At 70.2% G+C, this 18,243-nt stretch carries 16 protein-coding genes; 7 read left to right on the top strand and 9 right to left on the bottom strand.

The features are described from left to right. Positions 1-53: 53 nt before the first annotated feature. Positions 54-533, bottom strand: coding sequence for a DUF2452 domain-containing protein (locus H6726_09010; GenBank protein MCB9657771.1), 480 nt, complete (start codon positions 531-533; stop codon positions 54-56). A 74-nt stretch (positions 534-607) separates the two neighbouring features. Here H6726_09010 and H6726_09005 point away from each other — a divergent pair, with 74 nt between their 5' ends. After that, positions 608-1,207: a septum formation initiator family protein gene (locus H6726_09005; protein MCB9657770.1), complete on the top strand. Its 600-nt coding sequence runs from the start codon at positions 608-610 to the stop codon at positions 1,205-1,207. A gap of 6 nt (positions 1,208-1,213) precedes the next feature. On the opposite strand, the gene H6726_09000 is transcribed toward H6726_09005, so the two are convergent. Beyond that, positions 1,214-3,100, bottom strand: coding sequence for a DUF2723 domain-containing protein (locus tag H6726_09000; protein MCB9657769.1), 1,887 nt, complete (start codon positions 3,098-3,100; stop codon positions 1,214-1,216). A 243-nt stretch (positions 3,101-3,343) separates the two neighbouring features. Between H6726_09000 and H6726_08995 the strand changes: the two genes are divergently transcribed. The 4 genes from H6726_08995 (at position 3,344) to H6726_08980 (ending at position 5,927) form a co-directional block, all read left to right on the top strand. Further along, a complete protein-coding gene (locus H6726_08995; protein MCB9657768.1) occupies positions 3,344-3,607 on the top strand; it encodes a translation initiation factor in 264 nt (87 codons plus the stop codon). A gap of 65 nt (positions 3,608-3,672) precedes the next feature. Then, positions 3,673-4,161 carry a glutathione peroxidase gene (locus H6726_08990; GenBank protein ID MCB9657767.1) on the top strand — a complete coding sequence of 163 codons (489 nt, stop codon included), beginning with the start codon at positions 3,673-3,675 and terminating at the stop codon, positions 4,159-4,161. A gap of 60 nt (positions 4,162-4,221) precedes the next feature. Continuing rightward, positions 4,222-5,016 (top strand): acyltransferase family protein, encoded by a 795-nt coding sequence (locus tag H6726_08985; protein MCB9657766.1) that lies wholly within the window; start codon positions 4,222-4,224, stop codon positions 5,014-5,016. Beyond that, on the top strand, positions 5,013-5,927 hold the full coding sequence (locus H6726_08980) for an SDR family oxidoreductase (protein MCB9657765.1): 915 nt from the start codon (positions 5,013-5,015) through the stop codon (positions 5,925-5,927). Before H6726_08985 ends, H6726_08980 begins: the two co-directional genes overlap by 4 nt. 19 nt (positions 5,928-5,946) lie before the next feature. On the opposite strand, the gene H6726_08975 is transcribed toward H6726_08980, so the two are convergent. After that, complete coding sequence (locus tag H6726_08975) at positions 5,947-6,831, bottom strand: AgmX/PglI C-terminal domain-containing protein (protein MCB9657764.1); 885 nt, start codon at positions 6,829-6,831, stop codon at positions 5,947-5,949. A 322-nt stretch (positions 6,832-7,153) separates the two neighbouring features. On the opposite strand from H6726_08975, the gene H6726_08970 reads away from it, so the two are divergent. Further along, positions 7,154-9,613, top strand: coding sequence for a hypothetical protein (locus H6726_08970; protein MCB9657763.1), 2,460 nt, complete (start codon positions 7,154-7,156; stop codon positions 9,611-9,613). Positions 9,614-9,726: 113 nt separating this feature from the next. Here the strand turns inward: H6726_08970 and H6726_08965 are convergent, their stop codons facing one another. Then, on the bottom strand, positions 9,727-10,191 hold the full coding sequence (locus H6726_08965; GenBank protein MCB9657762.1) for an IPT/TIG domain-containing protein: 465 nt from the start codon (positions 10,189-10,191) through the stop codon (positions 9,727-9,729). 186 nt (positions 10,192-10,377) lie between these two features. Between H6726_08965 and H6726_08960 the strand changes: the two genes are divergently transcribed. Next, positions 10,378-13,293 carry a DUF4388 domain-containing protein gene (locus tag H6726_08960; protein MCB9657761.1) on the top strand — a complete coding sequence of 972 codons (2,916 nt, stop codon included), beginning with the start codon at positions 10,378-10,380 and terminating at the stop codon, positions 13,291-13,293. A 115-nt stretch (positions 13,294-13,408) separates the two neighbouring features. On the opposite strand, the gene H6726_08955 is transcribed toward H6726_08960, so the two are convergent. The 5 genes from H6726_08955 to H6726_08935 all read right to left on the bottom strand — a co-directional run bounded on the left by H6726_08955 (position 13,409) and on the right by H6726_08935 (position 18,185). After that, positions 13,409-13,675, bottom strand: a complete 267-nt coding sequence (locus H6726_08955) for a hypothetical protein (GenBank protein ID MCB9657760.1) — start codon at positions 13,673-13,675, stop codon at positions 13,409-13,411. Between the two features lie 79 nt (positions 13,676-13,754). After that, positions 13,755-14,534, bottom strand: coding sequence for a hypothetical protein (locus H6726_08950; protein ID MCB9657759.1), 780 nt, complete (start codon positions 14,532-14,534; stop codon positions 13,755-13,757). 51 nt (positions 14,535-14,585) lie between these two features. Next, on the bottom strand, positions 14,586-15,386 hold the full coding sequence (locus H6726_08945) for a sigma-70 family RNA polymerase sigma factor (GenBank protein ID MCB9657758.1): 801 nt from the start codon (positions 15,384-15,386) through the stop codon (positions 14,586-14,588). A 196-nt stretch (positions 15,387-15,582) separates the two neighbouring features. Continuing rightward, complete coding sequence (locus H6726_08940; protein ID MCB9657757.1) at positions 15,583-16,383, bottom strand: hypothetical protein; 801 nt, start codon at positions 16,381-16,383, stop codon at positions 15,583-15,585. A 98-nt stretch (positions 16,384-16,481) separates the two neighbouring features. Beyond that, on the bottom strand, positions 16,482-18,185 hold the full coding sequence (locus H6726_08935) for a hypothetical protein (protein ID MCB9657756.1): 1,704 nt from the start codon (positions 18,183-18,185) through the stop codon (positions 16,482-16,484). Positions 18,186-18,243: the final 58 nt, after the last annotated feature.

The following is an 18,243-nucleotide window of genomic DNA, read 5'->3' as shown; positions in this document are numbered from 1 at the left end:
TCTGCCGCTGGGGTCGCCAATGAGGCTTCCCGCGGCGGGCCTCGTCTCGTGTGTCAGCACGGGAGCAGGGGAAGGATCTCGGCCCGACGCGCGTCGCGCGCGGCGATCTCCTCGGCAGGTGTCCAGGACGCGTCGGCCTCCAGGCGGAACGAGCCCTCGAAGTCGCCCGGCGCGCGCTCGCCCCATTCGGCCGGCGAGAGCATCGAGAAGAAGGGGCCACTCGCATCCCGGTACAAGTGGTAGGTCTGACCGGGTTTGCGCCGGAACGAGCAGCGCGCGTGGTTCAGCTGCAGATCGCGCTCCGCGTCGCGCAGCACGGCCTCAGCCTGCGTCCGCAACGCGCGCATCTGCTCGGCGATCAGCTCGAGGCGGCGTGTGGTGACGGCGCTGACGACCTCGCTCGCGGCCGCGACGCGCGTCGCCAGGTCGTCCATGCGGAACGCGGGAGCCAGGCGGCTCACCGGGTAGGGCGAGGTGGCCTCGCGACCACGGTGGCGCTCGTCTTCGTCCGTCTCGCTCATGAGCGGGGACATAGCAGGCTCACCGCGGCGCCGCGAACGGCTGACGAAAACTGGCCTTTCGGGCCCCGGCGGGCACACTCGCCCGGATGCGCACGCCGCACGACGAAACCGCCCTCGCGTCTTGCGACGAGGATGTGGAGGAAGAACTCTCGTCCCTCGAGTCCGAGGGCGCGCTCGACTCGGAGCAGGGTCTGTCGGAGGGCTCCGCGGACCGCCTCGGCCGACGTGCTCGGGGCGACGACAGCGAGCGAGGGACGCGGGGGCGCAGGCGTCCTCGTGTGCGCGCCACGGACGACGCGCTGGCGACGGACCCCGACCCTGCGCCATCGAGGGGTCGGCGCGGTCCCCGAGACACCACCGAGCACGCCGCGGACGGCGCCCCGGTGGACGTGGTGCTCGACCTGCGCCAGAGCCTGACCTGGCTCTTGCCGTTCATCATGCTCGTCAGCGCAATCATCGCGGTCCCAGCGCGCATCCTGGCGGAAGAGGGCCTGCCGCGCTACCGCGCCCTCCAGGCAGAACAGGTGGACCTCGACGCGCAGAACGAGCGCATGCGTCGAGAAGTGCGCGACCTGCAGCGAGAGGTGCAGGCGCTGCGCACGGACCCCTTTGCCATCGAGCGCATCGCACGCGACGAGCTGGGCATGGTGCGTCCCGGCGAGGTCATCTTTCAGTTCAACGAATAGGCGCGCTCAGTGGGCCGAGACGGTGGGGCGCGTGACCCCAGAACCCATGTGCTGGAACAGCGCCTCGATCAGCTCGCCGTCCACGGGACCCCGCTCGTCTGGCGTCGCCAACACCGCAGCCAGCGCGCGGGCGACGCGCTCCTCGGGGGCGAGCCGTAGCACGTGCTCGATCGCGACCCGCGCACCCTCGCGGTCGCCTACGGCAGCGAGGAACATGGCGTCATGGAAGCGTCGGTAGATGATCTGGGCGCGCGTGTCGTGGTCCGGCTCCGGGCCAGCCTCGGCCAGCAAGCGTGCCCACGTCGCCTCCTGCGCCTCACGCCCCTCGCGGATGTCGGTGTCGGTGGCGCCGCCGGGGAGTACCCGAGCGTAGAGGCCCTCTGGCGCCAGCGTCTCGTACAGCCCGCGCGGCAGTCGCACGTCGAGCTCGACGAACAGAGGGCGCTCGGCGGCGAGTGACTGAAGATCCGGCTCGCGGAGGTCGCCGGTCAGCTCGATCCCCGCGAACACGGGGCGCAGCTCGGGGGCCTCTTCGAGGATGCGAGCGGGCAACCCTGGGTAGTGCAGGAGCGGCATGGGGACGAACGTGACGTCGGGACGCAGACGCTCCTCGCCTGTGCTGCCCAGCACGCGGAAGACCGTCTGGGGAGCATAGAGGAGCACCACGGCGCCGGTCGGGAGCTCGCGCACCAGCGCGTCGTCGAAGCGATCGGCGACGACGTACCGGGCGAGCGACGCGTCCTCGGCGTGCCGCGCGATCTGCACGAGGGAGCCCGCCGCCAGCAGCGCGCACAAGACCACGGCCGGGCGGGGGAAGCGTTGCTCCAAGACACCGACCACCACTCCGACCCCCGCGGAGGCGAGGATGCCGAGGGCCATGAAGGCGGGCAGGAGATAGCCCAGCGCGTCGGGGTTGCTGCGCACGAAGCCGAGCCACGCACGACCGCTCACGAACACGAACGTGACGAGCGCCAAGAGCACCCCGAGACGACGCGTCTTGTCGTAGCGCAGCAGGACGTACAGCCCCAGCATCGCCGCGCACAGCCCGACGGGGTGAAGGTCCATGAGGAGCTGCAGCACGACGTCGGCGAAGCGCTCGCCGAGCGGGAGCGGAACCCCATCGCCCTGATTGCCCTGGAAGGTCTCGGCCGACACCACCCAGTAGAAGCGACCGAGGGACGTGGGGTCGCCCAGCGCGAGCAGCGGCCGCCGCGCGGCGCGCAGCGGGAGGTAGACGTAGACGAGCAGCCCGCCGAACGTGAGGCCGGCCGCGTGGAGCAGCGGCCGCGGGCCCCGGTCGGCGTAGACGCGCGCCAGGCTGGGTGCCATCGCAGGCAACAGGAGCAGCGCGAGGAAGTGGTGGTTGGCCAGGGCGAGCCCCAGGGCCACGGCGCCGACACGCAGCGCCGCCGTGTCGCGCAGGGGAAAACGCGACTCCACGAACACGGCGCGCTCCAGGATCACCGCCGAGAGCGCGGCCTCGAGCGCGTACACCTCGGGTCGCACGCACTGGAACCACCACGCGTAGGTGAGCGACGTGTAGAGGGCGGCCGCGAGCGCGAGGAGGTCCGACGTCGTGCGTTGCAGCCCGAGGGTGTCCAGCACGTGGCGCGCGGCGCGCTGCATGGACGCTGCGGCCAGCGCACCGCACAGAGCGCAGGTCAGGGCGACCCGGTATGCGAGCGGTCCGAAAGGCAGCAAGCGCGCGAGGCCCAGGGCGATCCCCGCGAGCGGGTGACCGGGTGGGTGCGAGATGCCCAGGTCCGACGCGACGCCGACGAACTCTCCCGTGTCGAGCCAGTGCGCCACGCCCGAGCTCGTGCCCACGAACACGGCGAGCGGCACGGTGCCGGCCGCCAACGTTGCGACCCAGCGGGGGAGGGGAGCGCGCATCGCGGCGATGATGGGCTGCGACCGGGAAGCGGGTCAAACGCTGGGTGCTCGGCTCGCGTCCGACGGTGCGTCGAACTACGCTGCCGCGTGTCCAAGCGCTCGCCCAAGCCCCTCCCGGCTCCTGTCCCGACCCCTGCCTCGGCGTCATTCCACAGCCCCTTCGGAGCGCTCGGGAGTCTGCGCGCAGAGCTCCCGAAGGGGCCACCCTCCGCGATCGAGCGGAGCGAGACTGCCGACGACGGAGTGCCCGAGAGCGCTCGCCCCGCGCCAGGGCTCGGAAAGCTGGTGCTGCAGCGCGAGAAGAAGGGCCGCGGCGGCAAGACGGTCACCCGCGTGCGTGGGCTGCCTCCGGACGAGCTTCCCCGCTGGGCTGGCGACCTCAAGCGCGCGCTGGGCTGCGGCGCGACGGTGGAGGGCGACGACGTCGTGCTCCTCGGGGACCTGGTCGGACGTGCAGCCGACTGGCTAACGGCGCGCGGCGCGAAGCAGGTGGTGCGCGGGAACTGAACGCCGCCCACGCGCCCCCCATCGACGCGAAGGACAGGAGCGCGTGGGAGTGGTACACCTCGCGCATGGCGTCACTGCACGACTTCTCCACCCTGAGCCTCGGCGGCGAGACCGTCTCGTTGGCTGACTTTGCAGGCAAGGCCACGCTCGTGGTGAACGTGGCGTCCGCTTGCGGGCTCACGCCCCACTACGCGGGGCTGGAAGCGCTGCAGCGACGCTACGCCGCGCGCGGCCTCAGCGTCATCGGGTTCCCCTGCAACCAGTTCGGCGCACAGGAGCCGGGCGACGCCGAGGCCATCGCGACCTTCTGCTCCACCGAGTACGGCGTGACCTTCCCGATGATGGCGAAGATCGAGGTCAATGGAGAGCGGCGCCACCCCGTGTACGCCTGGCTCAGCGAGGCGAACGTCGGGCCCGAGGGCCCCGGCGACATCCGTTGGAACTTCACCAAGTTCGTCGTGGACCGTCAGGGCGCCGTCGTCGCGCGCTTCGCCCCCACCACCACCCCTGAAGACCCCGAGCTCGTCGCCGCCGTCGAGCGCGCCCTGGGCTGAACGCTGGTGCCGAGCCTCTTCACCAGCGCGCTCCCGGTCGACGACAAGGTCCGCGCCGACGTGGACCGGCTCGAGCTCGGGTTCAGTCACCACGGCATCGACGCGTATGGCGTGGACAAGGCCGAGCTGGCGCGCTTCTTCACGGCCCTGTCGTGGGCATACCGCCGCTACTTCGACGTGCACGTCCATGGGGCCGAGCACATCCCGCTGTCTGGCCGCGCCATGCTCATCGGCAATCACTCCGGGGGCGTCGCGCTCGACGCGCTGATGGTCATCGCGTCGTGCTTCTTCGAGCTCGACCCCCCGCGGCTGGCGCAAGGCATGGCCGAGAAGTTCATCAACAAGGTGCCGGGGGCGTCGCAGCTCGCCAGCCGCCTCGGGCAGTTCACGGGGCTGCCCGAGCACGCAGACCGCTTGCTGAGGGACGAGCGATTGCTCATGGTGTTCCCCGAAGGCGCCCGCGGCACGGCCAAGCTCGCCCGCGACGCCGACAGCCTGGTCCGCTTCGGCACCGGCTTCATGCGACTGGCGCTCAAGACCAACACGCCGATCGTTCCGCTCGCGTTCGTGGGCGGCGGGGAGGCCATCCCCACCGTCATGAACCTCTACAAGCTCGGCCAGCTGATGGGCGTCCCGTACATCCCCGTCACCCCGTACATCGTTCCCATCCCCAAGCCCGTGACGCTGCAGGTGCTCTATAGCGAGCCGCTGCTCTTCGAGGGCGATGGGAGCGAGGCGGACGAGGTCGTCCACGGCTACGTCGAGCAGGTGCGGGCGCGCATCGCCTGGCTCATCGAGCAGGCGCGCGCGCTGCGGGCTGGCACCCTTTCGGAAGAGGAGTTGGAGCTTCGATGAAAGTCTTGATCACGGGCATCAGCGGCAAGCTCGGGCGACTGGTGGGCAAGCGGCTGGACGCTGCTGGGCACACGGTGCTGGGGGTGGACAGGCGCCCTTGGGCCGGCGCACCCGAGCGCGTGCAGATGTTCCAGGTGGACATTCGAAAGCGGCCCGCGGAGGACGTCTTCCGTACGGAGAAGCCAGACGCCGTGATTCACATGGCGACGGTCACGCACCTCACCCACAAGAGCCCCGACCGCTACCGCATCAACCTACAGGGCACGCGCGCCATCGTGGAGAACTGCAACCGCTACGAGGTCAAGCAGATGCTCTTCGTCGGGCGGCATACGTACTATGGCGCCGCTGCGGACTCCCCCCTCTACCACACCGAGGACGAGCCGCCGATGGCGCTCAACAGCTTCCCCGAGCTGGCGGATTTGGTGGCGGCCGATCTCTACGCCGGCAGCGCGCTGTGGCGCTACCCGGGTGTCGACACGTGCGTCCTGCGCCTCTGTTACACCCTCGGCGGGAGCAAGCACGGCACGCTGGCGAACTTCATCCGTGGGCCGCGCGTGCCCACCGTGTTGGGGTTCGACCCCTTGTTCCACTTCATGCACGAGAACGACGCCGCCGACGCCATCGTGGCGGCGCTCGACAAGAACCTACGAGGCGTGTTCAACGTCTCCGGTCCACCGCCCATGCTGCTCAGCGACGTCGTGCGCGACGCGGGCCGCCAGAACGTCCCAGTGCCCGAGGCGCTCATGAACCTCACGCTCGGGCGCTTCGGCCTGCCGCGCCTGCCCCCTGGCGCGGTCGATCATCTCAAGTTCCCCATCGTCATCGACAGCGCCGCGTTCAAGAAGGCCACGGGCTTCCAGCACGCGTACGACGAGGCCGAGGCGTTGAACGCGTACCGCAAGTCCGACTGACCTCCGGCCCTCGTGGTGGTCAGTCGACTTCGGGCGTGCCGCGGTCCACGGGGGGCCCGAAGCGCAGGTGGAAGCTGTAGCGTGCCGAGCCGCCGATGGCAGGGTGCGTCACCCGCAGGTGACCCGCGGCGGCGCCTACGCAGCGCTGGAACGTGCGGTCGAAGATGGTGAAGTTCTCGAGGCGGATGTCGCGCACGCGCCCCTCCGGCGTGACCGTGAACGTGAGGTAGACCCGGCCCCGCTGGTGTGCGCTGTGGCTGACGAGCTGCTCGTAGCAGTGGGAGATGTGTGGGGCGACGCGATCCACCGCTTGCCGCACATCGGCGTTGTCGGCGCGGCCGAGGCCGTCCACGCGCTCGGCCTGCACCAGGTAGAGCTGCCCAGGCAGCGCGCGGCCGCTGTCCAACACCTCGGTCGCGGGGTTGGGGGACTCCGCTGGGTGGGGGGTTCCGTCACCATCGTGTCGGACGACGACGTGTGGGGGTGGGGGTACGTATCCCGTGCCGCTGCCGGTCGCGGTGGCGCCCGTCGCCGAGAGCGTCCCCGTGTGCGTGCTGGCCGCCCCACTGGCTCCCTGCGATGCACCGCTGACGAGGCACGCGCGCAGCTCCCCCACGATGACACCCAAGCGCAGCTCGAGGGCTTCCGCGCTGTGCACCGCGTCACGTCGGGCCGCGTCGCCGGAGGCCGAGCGGGCTTGGCGCTCGGCCTCCTCGAGCAGGCGCAGCGTGCTGGCCAGGCGCTCGTTCTGCGTCCGAACGCACGGCACCTCTTGGCTGAGGCGTTGCGCAGTGGCGTCGATCTCCGCAGGTGTCTGAGCGGACACCATGGCGGGGAGGAAGAGGGCGGTCAGCGAGAGGCTCACGACCGCTTGGGCGAGGGCGTTGGGATGCGCTCGACTCATGGGAACTCCAATGTGCAGTAGGTCCAAGGGGCGTTCCGCGGGGACCGCAGGAGCGCCGCGTGCCTCGGACGAGGCGGGGCCTGTGGATCTTCACTCTCAGTCTAACCCCGACGACCCGCCCCCATGCAACTTCCTTGGCCGCGCCGACACGCGTCGCGGGACGCGCGGGGCTCCACGCCCTCGTCCCCGCGCAGACGCCGCCGTCTTGGCCCGCGATCGAGCGCTGCTCGTCGCGGCGTTCGTCGCGCAGCACCCGCTCCCGCTGCGAGCGCTGGCCTCGGCTCGCTCGCATTTCGTACAGCTGGGGCGCTATAGTGCGGAAATGCGTCGCATATGGCTTGGGTTGGCCCTGTCCCTGGTGGGGGTGGGCTGTGGCGGTGATGACACGTCGATGACCGTGGTGGGCGGGGTGGGAGACCCATGTGAGCGTCCCTCGCAGTGTCGCGCGGGGCTCGTGTGCTCCTCGGAGGGTCTGTGCGCACCGACTACCGGTGGCGAGCTAGGGTCCATCTGCCAGCTGGATCTGAACTGCGGCGAGGGGCTCCGCTGCGATGCGTTCAGGCGCTGCGCGGCCGAGGGGACCGGTGAAGTCGGCGACCTGTGCGCGGGTTCGCACGAGTGCCAGTCAGGGCTCGTCTGCTATCTCCAAGGGCTGAGCGCCACCTGTCAGCAGGCGGGGACGCTCGACATCGCCGACGAGTGTACGTCCGCCACGGCGTGCCTCGCGGGGCTCACCTGCGCTCCGGCCTCGCCGTCGCCGCTGTGCGTCAGCTCGCCGCCCCTGCCCGCCAACTCGCCGCCCCCGCCGCCGACGGTGGGGGCGTGGGCAGGCGTGACGTGCCCCGAGGACAACGGCGCGCCACGCGCCTTCTTCGACGTGCCCACGGGCTCCGAGCTCGACGGTGACTTCTATCGCCTACCGTTCCCGAACGACGTCCGCCGCACGGCGACGGGGCTCGACCTGTCGACGCACCCCACGCCAGCGACGGCGCTCGACATCGACGCCATCGACCGATACCTCCGAGCCTCGGAGACGGACCTGGACGGCTTCAGCCTGAACCCCGTGGTCTTCTTCCGCTTCTCGCGGGGCTATGACTGGGAGACGTCGGGGGGAGCCATCCACTTCGTCAACGTCGACCCGGACTCGCCCGAGTACGGGACGCGCCACCTCGCCTCCTGGCTCAACACGTTCGGTCCGATCAGCAAGTACATCTGCGAGGATTGGCTCGGCCTGCGCACGCTGCATGGCCAGCCGTTGCTCCCTGGCACCACCTACGCCGTCGTGCTCGACACCTCGCTGCTGCCCGCCGAGAGCATTGGAGGCACCTTCGCGCGCTCGCCGGATCTCGACGCGCTGCTCGGCGATACGCGCCCAGCCGACGTCATCCTCGGGCCCGCTTGGGATGCCTATGCGCCGCTGCGGGCGTTCCTCGCCACCGACGCGGAGCTCGACACCGCCGACGTGCTCAACGCGACGGTCTTCACCACACAGCGCGAGCCCGAGATGACTGCTTTCCGGGAGACCATCCGCGCAGGCAACGTGCCCACGCTCAGCGACCTCACCTTGTGCGACACGGGTGTGACCTCACCCTGCCTCGACGCCGCCACTGGCCGCGGTGCCTGCGGGGCCGCAGACCCCGACTTCTACGAGATCCACGGCCGCATCGCGCTGCCCATCTTCCAGGCGGGCACGCCCCCCTACAGCACGCCGGCCGACGGTGGAGCCATCGCCTACGACGCAGGCGCCCCCGTCATCGCCCGGACGGAAGACGTCTGCGTCGCCATCACGATCCCCAAGAACGCCACCATGCCGGTCGAGGGTTGGCCCGTGCTGTTCACGGGGCACGGGACGGGCGGGTCGTTCCGCGACGCCATCGACGGGGGGCGCGCAGGCGACGTCGCGGACGCGGTCTCGGGTGCGGCCACGGTGCGGGCCGCCACCATCTCGATAGACCTCCCGATGCACGGGTCGCGGCGGGGCGCCACCTCCGAAGGGCCCGAGACGCTGTTCTTCAACTTCATCAACCCGCGTGCGGCGCGCGACAACGTCCTACAGGGCGCTGCGGACCTCATGAGCGTGCTCTACTTCCTCGAGCAGGGCTCGGTCGCCATGAGCGACTCCCCCATCCCCGAGGGCTTCTCGTTCGACATCGCCCACACCGCGATGCTCATGCACTCGCAGGGCGCGACGCACGCGGCGATGATGCTCTCCGACGAGCCCCTCGCGCGTCACGTCGTCCTGAGCGGCGTGGGTGGCGATCTCACGCAGTCCTTGTTGAACAAGACGCAGCCCGTCGACATCCGCAGTCTGCTGCCCCTCGCGCTGCGGGACATCAACCCAGACGGTTCGCTGCCGACTGGCGACATGCATCCAGCGCTCGCGCTGTTCCAGATGTTCTTCGATGTGGCGGACCCGGTGAACGTCGCGCGGCGTCTCTCGCGCAACCCTCACGTTGGTCAGGTGGGGACGAACGTCTTCATGACCTACGGGCTCGGGGATACCTACAGCCCCGAGGCCACCATGCAGGCTTACGCCGTCGCTGGTGGGATCGTGTCGGTCAACCCCACGCTGGTCATGTTCGGGGTGAACCAGGTCGACGCGCCGCTGAGCGCGAATCGGATGGTCAGCGGCGAGATGGTGACCATCGGTCACCGGCAGTACCAGCCGACCCCGCCCGTGGACGGTCACTTCGTCTCGTCGCAGACGGCGGAGGGGCGCACGGACACCGGGCGTTTCCTCCTTCAGGCCCTCGCAGGACAGACCCCGGTCATCGGACAGTAGGCGCGGGGCCGACGCGGGAGCCTGCGGGGGAGCTGCGGGCCCCGTGTTGGGCATGCCGCCGCCATCCTCGCTCCCTGCGCCGTCCCGGGCATGTTCGGTCGAGGAGCGACCCCTCAGTAGGCGAGGTTGCTCTCACCCTCTTGGCGGGCGGGGCCAGAGCCTACCTGCTCCATGACGTTTCCGCTCTGGTCCACGTAGTTGTAGCCGTGCGCGATCCGGAACGCGGGGCCGTCGTCGGCGCGCACCACGATGTCCACCTCGACGGGCTCCGGCACCGACGGCGTCTCTACCTGCAGTGTGCTGGGGTCGATCAGGCTGACCTTCGTGGCTCGCTGCGCGCCGAAGTACACCGTGTAGCCGATGTCCGGGCGGAAGTTGCGTCCCTGAATGGTCACGCGTTGCTGGCCCTGGATGGCGCCTGCCTGCGGGTCCACGCGGAGGATCTCGAGCTCGCCCGTGTCGTCGCCACAGGCGGCCGTCCCGAGCGCAGCGGCGGCACCGAGCAGCAGCGTCCCGAACGAGCGGGTGAGCCGCCTCTTGAGCGGGCGACGAAGACTGGACGAGGACACGGTGTGCATGATGCGCTGGACGATATGCGACCCGCTCGAAGCCCGTCAAGGACGACGGCACGTGCGTGGCCCCCACGAGGGTCGACACGGGGCGCGGCGCATACGGAATTGCGCGTCGTGTGGTGACCCAGAACGTGGTCGACGTGTCGTGCGTGGGCCCTTACAATGGCCAACGAGCAAGGACTCCTACCGCCTGTGGCCAAGCAAAACCTCCTCCTCGTCGATGCCGATCAGCGCAGCCTCCGTGTGCTGGAGGTCAGCCTGCGCAAGGCCGGCTACAGCGTCACGACATGCGTCGACGCGCTCACCGCCATCGAGATGATCGGGCTCAGTCGGCCCGACATGATCATCAGCGACACGCGCTTGCCCGAGGTGGACGGGTTCCAGCTGGTGGAGAGGCTGCGCGCCGCGGACGACTCCAAGGACATCCCCTTCATGTTCTTGTCGAGCGACGGGTCGGTGGAGAGCAAGGTCAAGGGGCTCGAGCTGGGTGTCGAGGACTACCTCACCAAGCCCATCTACATCAAAGAGATCATCACCCGGGTGAACCTCGAGCTGCAGCGGCGACAGCGCGTCGGGCTCGAGCGCAAGAGCGTGGAGACCAAGACTCGCTTCAGCGGCTCTCTCGCCGACATGGGTCTGGTGGACTTGCTGCAGACCATCGACATCAGCCGCAAGAGCGGCGTGCTCCACCTCACGTCGCCCAGCGGTCAGCGCGGCTCCATTTTCTTCGACGTCGGCGGTCTCAAGCACGCCGAGCTCGGCAAGCTTCGTGGCGAGTGGGCGCTCTATCGCTCGCTCGTGTGGAACGAGGGTACCTTCGAGCTCGAGTTCCGCCCGGTTCGGATCGACGAGGAGACCATCTCCATGAGCACGCAGGGGCTGCTCATGGAGGGCATGCGGCGCCTCGACGAGTGGGGCCGTCTGCTCGAGCAGCTCCCGCCGTTGGACGCGGTGTTCGAGATCGACGAGACCGAGTTGCGTGAGCGCCTCGCCGAGATCCCGGACGAGATCAACGATGTCCTCAAATACTTCGACGGCGTCCGCTCGCTGATGGATGTGGTGGACGAGGTGGCTGCGGACGACCTCGAGACGCTCGCCGCCATCTCGAAGCTGTACTTCGAGGGGCTGATCGTCGACAGCGGCATGCGGACGTCGCTCATCACCGCCAACCCGCTCACCATGCCGCCCGAGGCCGGGCCGGACGACCACGACGAGATGGACGAAGAGGCCGCCGCCATGGCCGAGGCCGGGGTGGTCCCGGGCGAGTCGGGGGACCTGTTGGTGTCGTCCGGCGAGACGCCGCTCGCCCCGGAGGACTTCGGCGACAAGCTGGCGCCGTCCTCCAACCAGGGCCCCGCTGCGAGGGCGGGCATGAGCGCCACGGACTCGGAGCCGCCCCCGCCGCGCGAGCGTCCACAACGCGAGCGCTCCGACACGTCTCCCGGGATCGCGGCGGGGGACATCGCCCAGGCCCAGCTCGAGCGGGACGACGCGGAGAGGGCGATCGGCATGTTGGGGGAGTCCACCGACCCTGACGCTGACGAGGGGCGGCCCCATGGCGACGATGGTGTGCGCGCGTCGGAGCCTTCCCTCGATGACACGGACATCGACCGCGCCGTGAGCGCTGCTCCGACCGAGACGGCGACGGGGTCGGAGGCGGGAGCTGCCACGGGCGAGCCCTCGAGGGATGCGTCCGTGGTGGACGAGCACGAGGCCGAGACCCTCGACCGTTCGTTGGAAGACGCTCCTCGGCCGGCGCCGGCCAACCCCGACCGCGGCGAGCCGCTACACACCAGCGGGCTCGCGGACGATGCCCGGGACAGCAAGGTGGGTCGTGCAGAGCCGCTCCCCGGCAACGTCATCCGCTTCCCACAGAAGGGCGGGGCTGCGTTGGCGCTCGTGGAGGCTCCGCGGGAAGAGCAGGAAGAACAAGAAGAGCAGGAAGAACAAGAAGCGCAGGACGAACCTGCGGTTCCACCGCCTCAGCCCGACCCCGCCGACCAGGGCCCTCGAGAAGCGCGCGCTGGCGAGAGTGAGAGCGGCCCCCACACGCGCCCCAGCGACGCCGGGGCGCCCGTTGCGGTCGGCGTACCCGTGCCCCCGGCCGAAGACACGGCCGCGGTCGCCAAGGCCACGAGCGTTGAAGCGGGGCCGACCAACGCGGTGGCCACGGAGCCAGCTCCAGCAGCCAAGGCGGACAACGTGCCCGACCGCCCCGGACTGCACGACGACGCGCCGCACGACCCCAGCGACTTCTCCGACGAGTTCTTCGTCGCGGAGAGCTACGAGTCCACGCGCGCCTCCGAAGGTCCGCGGACCAGGCCCGCCGTTGCGCAGCCGGACGACGACGTCCCGAGCGTGCCCCTCACTTCGGGGTCCGACGTGGTGTGGCGCTACCTCGGGTTGCTCACGGCGGCCGCCGTCGTCGTGTTCACCGTGTACCACTTGGCGACGCGGGACAGCGCGGGTCGCTTCGGAGACCTCGGAGGGGCACCGCACGTCGTCACCCCCGACGTGCGCGCGCCTCGACAGGCGCCAGGTCAGTCTGGTGCCGCCATGCCCGCCGAGGGGGACACGGCGGACTCCACGGACACCCCAGCTCCCGAGCACACCCCGACCGCCACGGCCGAGGCGCCGCAGACAGAGCCCGCCGAGGGAGGTCCGGATGCAGCCGAGGAGCCCGTGGTGGCTGAAGCGCCCGCCACCCTCGAGGAGCCCGCGCCGCCCGAAGCGACAGCGCCCGCGGCGCCAGCCGCCGGTGCAGCGCTGGAGGCGGCGCTCGCCGAGGCGCGCAGCGCGTCCCGTCGGCAAGCACAGGAGGCGTGGGAGGCGGTGCTCGCGCTGGAGCCCGCGTCCGCCGAGGCGCTCGACGAGCTCGGCTGGATCGCGATCAATCGTCGGCAGAACGAGGTGGCGCGGGACTACGCGCGACGCGCCGTGGCCGCGGACTCCACCCTGTCACGGGCGTGGGTCACGCTTGGCGCGTCGCTGCAAGAGCTGGGCGACGTCGATGGCGCGCGAGTAGCGTATCAATCGTGCGTCGATCATGGCGAGGGCCGCAACGTGCGCGACTGCCGCACCATGCTTCGGATGCTGGGCAGCCCCTGACGTCTCCGGCGTGCGTGACTGACACCCTGGGGTAGCGACGCGCATGCACCGCGCCGAGCTCCCTCACCCGCTGCCCCCTCACCTCACCATCGCCCCAGCATGAGCGGAGCGTGGGTCAGCTGTTGGGCGACCCGGCGATGATGTCCAGCTGGACGGCCTCGCCGTTGCGAACCTCGAGCCGGTAGCGGCTGTTGGCGGTCTGCACGTAGTACACTTCGCTCCCGCAGATGCGCAGGATGCGCTTTACGGGAGTGGTGACGTACTCATGCAGCCCATCCGGGAACTCGATGACCACCACCGACCCCTTACGGGGCGGGCGGAGCAGCCGGCCGATGACGGCGCGACCAGGTTTCCGTCCAAGCTTGCGCAGAACAACTTCCACGATGGGATCAAGCTAGCACACTCCCTCTGACCAGCAAAAGCCCCGCGACGCGAAATTCGTTGTGGCCCGCCGACCCGGCTCAGAGGACGTCGAAGCGGAAGGACACGACGACCCCGTTGGGGAGCACGCTCCCCGTGACCCTGCGGAGGGGCGGGGTCAGACAGCGGTCGAGCGTTGGGATCGGCAGCCCCACGGCCCCGCGCTCCCGAAAGCGGACGTCGGTCACTGCGCCACCCTCGACGGTGACCCGCACGTCTCCTTCGCCGGCCCCACCCATGCAGCCCGTGACGCGCTCCAGGGTACGAAAGACGTCCCGTTCGAAGCTGTGGTCTCGGTTGCAGTGGTCCGAGGGGCAGCCGAAGTAGGCGACGCGCCCGCGAGTCAGCTCACGTGCGGGGCCACCCTCCGTGCCCGCCCCATCCTCGCCTGTGTTCGTCTCGTCCGCGTGGGCCTGGCTCTCCCCTCCGAGCCCCGGGGCCTCCGCGCCGCCTGGATCCGCCTCGGGACTGGGGTCGCCTGGGGCAGCCGCGTCGTTCTGGACCTCCGCCACCGGCTCGTCCGAGGCCGCACCCTCCGTGGGGTCGTCGACGCCTGCGGCGCTTGGTGCGCCTTCCTCGTCGGGCGCGGTCTCCGTGGCGCTCCCTGGGGGTTGGGTATCCGGCCGCGTCCGGCCCTCGTTCGGGTCCGTGGCATCGTCGGCCGTGGGCTCGTCACTGGCGGTCGTCTCGGGACGCGGCGCGGCCAGCGAAAGCTGTATCGAGAGCAGTCCGGCGACGACGCCACCGATGCCCACGCCAAGCAGCGAGAGCGGCCTCGGTGTGCTCCCGGTGGGGTCGGCGATGCGGACGATGGAGGGCATGGGGCTGCCTATCGCGGGCAGGCGCCCTTGTAAAGGCACGGGCCGCTTCGTTCAGGCGGCGCTGTGGAACGCGGCCAGGCTGACCTTCAGCTTCTTCTTGGCGCGCGCCTCGAGCTGCCGCACGCGCTCCTTGCTGACGCCCATCTCGTGGCCGAGCATCTCCAGCGTGCATGGATCGTCCGCGAGCATGCGCGCGGCCACGATGCGCCGCTCACGCTCGGTGAGCTCGTGCAGCGCCCCGTCCAGCGCGTCCCGCACGCCTTGGATGGCCTCCTCGCGGGCGACCACTTCCTCGGGCGTGGAGACATCCATCCCCATGCGCTCCAGCATCGACTGACGGTCCTCGTACTGCGCGTCCACCGAGACGTCCGACTGCGTCAGCAGCGGCCACAGCTTCTCGGCCCGCGCGCGGGGCATGCCGGAGCACTCGGCCAGCGCTGCGGCGGAGGCAACGTCCTGGCGGCGGTAGGCGCGCATCGCGCGGCGCTCGGTGCGGGTGGTCCCCAGGCGCACGATGCGGTAGCCGCGCACGACGTAGTCGCGGATCTCGGCGCGGATCCAGTAGGCCGCGTAGGTGATCAGCCGGCAGCCCTTGTCGGGGTCGTAGCGGGTGGTGGCTTTGAGCAGCCCGAGGTTCCCCTGCTGCACCAGGTCTTCGATGGGCACGCCCCAGCGGCGGTACTCGCGGGCGATGCGGATGACGAACGGGAGGCTCGCTTCAATCAGCCGTCGGCCTGCGTCCTGGTCGCCTTCGCAGTAGCGCTGCGCGAGCTGACGCTCGGCTTCCGGGTCCAGGCTGTGGACGTGCTGCAGGGAGGCGCGGTATCGATCGAGGGAGGTGACGGTGGTCATGTGGGGGACTCCGGGGGTTCGCTGCGCTGCGTCATTGCACGCCGCGTGCCGAAGGCTGAGTCCACGAAACCATTGATGAAATGAGAATGACGCAGCGCGTCGTGGCGATACGATCATCACTGCCGCGGCAAAACGCCGCAGCATCCCGTACCGAGACGCCGCACCGCCGCGGTTCGAGCCTTGCGCACCTACTTCCCTACTCGGGGTCGCAGGCCACGTATTCGCTCGCGAGACCGGGCGTTGGCTGCTGCGAGAAGGCGTTCGTGGGGACCGTCACGTTGAGGGCGATCTCCCGGAAGCGCACGAGCGTGTCCGCGTCGTGGCGCTCGTCCTCGAAGTGCACCACGAAGGGCAGCTCCACCTCACGTTCGCCGTCGCGCACCGCGCGGTAGTCGTCGTAGGTCACGCGCCATACGGTGCCATCCGCGTCGAATAGCTGAGAGCGCACCAGCCGCAGCCGCTGCTGGGCGGGAGGCGCGTTGCGGTCGCGCGTGGGAACGAGAAAGGCTAGCTCCTGGCGTCGCCCGTCGGGGGCCCGCAGGGTCACCGTGTAGCCGCTGCCTTCGCAGACCATGGATGCTTCGGCGGGTGCGAGGCGCGGTGTGTCGCCCATCAGAAAGCGCGCGACCTCCGCGCCCTCGAGCGACACACCGAGCAGGCGCGCGATGTTCGAAGGGCAGGTGGGGCCTTCGAGGAATCGGTTCTCGCGCAGATCCGCCAGCTGGAAGCGCTCCCCGTCGCTGGTCAGCACCGCGGCTGCGCCGAACTGGGTCAGCACGTCGAAGCGCACGCGGTCGGGGCGTTCGAGGAACATCATGACCGTCCCCCGGACCCGCCCCTCGTGCCCGCGCGTGTCCACCCGCGCCTCGGCGCGCACCACGCGCGTGACCGCGCGCGCCTCGCGGTGGGCGTCCAGCGCGGCGCTCGGGCTGGTGTGCGGGTACGCCGGGCAAGCGCCCCGGGGCCCACAGCCACAGAACCAGAGCGCGAAGAGCAACAGCGCCCCGGAGCCCGCGCCGCGGAGCGCGTGTGGGTGGTCGATCCTGGCGATCCTGGGAAGCCTTAGAGGGCGGCCCAGGAACACGCGGGGGGGTGTCAGCGGCACGCGACGGTCGCGAGCGTCACCCCGCCCGAGATGGTGGCGTGGAGCGCGTCGCTGCCGCCGTCACGCAGCATCGTGGCCCCCGGCGACTCGTGGATGGGGTAGAGCACGATGGTCTCGTCATCTGCCACCAGGCGGGCTCCTGCGACGAACCACGGCTCGTCGGCGGCGGGCGGGTCGTCGACGGCATAGCGGGCGGTGTTCGACATGCGCACGTCGGAGATGACCCCAGCGAACGGTGCGGAACCCACGGAGACCGGGAGATCTCCGATGGCCAATGACCGCATGATCTCGTCGTCGGCGGCGTACTCCGTGTCCTCGGACACGGGAATGCCATCCACGAACAATCGTGCAGCCGGTCGGGGCATGGCGTCAGCGTCGTACATGAGCGCTACGTGGTGATAGACGTCGTTCCCCCCGAGCACCGCAGGGTGGACGAGCGTGATGGGGCCATTCCTGGTGTCCAGCGTGGCTTCGACGCGTCCCATCGCGTCGATGGCCAAGGTGAACTCGAAGGCAGCGGGGTCGCTACCGTCGAGGGTCACGATGACTTGGCGACCGGCCACCGCCGTGGGCTGGATCCAGGCCTCCACCGTGAACGAACGTGTGGGCGCGACCACCAGGCTCGGCGGCGTCACGGCGCGGCCGTTCGCGAAGGTCGCGTCGAAGCAGCCCTCCAGTGCCCCCTCGCGGATCCACTGACGCAGCACATCCATGTAGGAGTCCGGGAACAATCCCACGCCGGACGGCATCGGGTCACCGCAGACCGGATTGGGTTCGGCCATCTTGTCGACGAGCAGCGAGGCCTCGGGGTCGCCGGGGACGACCAGCACCATGCCCGTGTCGATACACTCTTCCCCGGCAGCGATGCGGTCGACCAGCTGAGCGTACGCCAGCTCGATGTTGCCCAGGTCCAGCTGGCTCTCCTCGCGGTTGTCCGGGGCACCCTCCCCGTGACAGCTCGCGCCACAGAACGGCTCGATCATCTCTTCGTACAAGGAAGGCCAGTGCGGCACCGGGATGGAGGGGTTCGGGGTGACGCGATACACGCAGTCGGTCGAGCCACGGCAGTTCCGCCCCGAGTCCTGAGGCGAGTTGGGTTCCTCGTAGCGCTCCACGACCGGGAGGCCACAGGCGAGCCAGTTGGCGAGGATGGCTCGCCCTTCGCGCGAGCCGATCTCGGGCAGCGGAACGCCGCTCTCCACACCCCCGGCGAAGAACGGGTCGGACGTGTCGACCTGAACGAACTTCCCGGCGTCCTGGACGACGTCGGCGCCCTCGCGCCCGGGGGGCATCGTCCCGCGCTCCACCTCCAGCAAGATGTGCTCACGCAGGTCGAACGCCCGCTGCTGGGACGCCCTCAGGCGCGCCAGGCCGCCTGGGTCGCAGCCGGACGGGGAACACGGTACGTCGAGGTCGAAGTCGAGTCCGATGGGCACACCGCGGCGGTTGTTGGTGCTCGTGGCAGCCTCCGAGTGGCAGAACTGCGAGTTGCCGCACGACGTCTGCACCAACCCCTGACCCGCGAACATGGGGATGCCGTCATCGGCGCTCGCGGCCCCTGTGTTCAAGAAGACGACCTGCCGGGCGGCGAATGGATCGCACGGACCCACGTCCGGTGTGCACCCACCCGCAAACAGCAGGGAGACCGCTAACGCGGCGCGCACGGTGAGGTCCGACGTGCGGCGAAGCGACATCCACGTAGGTGTATGGGCGGCCAGGGCCACCGGCGGTTCCGGGGCTGCGAGGGGGGAG

The organism is Sandaracinaceae bacterium (genome assembly GCA_020633055.1).
Classification (GTDB): Bacteria; Myxococcota_A; Polyangia; order Polyangiales; family Houyiibacteriaceae; genus JADJJE01.
Note: the sequence above shows the minus strand (reverse complement) of the source record. Positions and strands in the feature narration are given on the sequence as shown.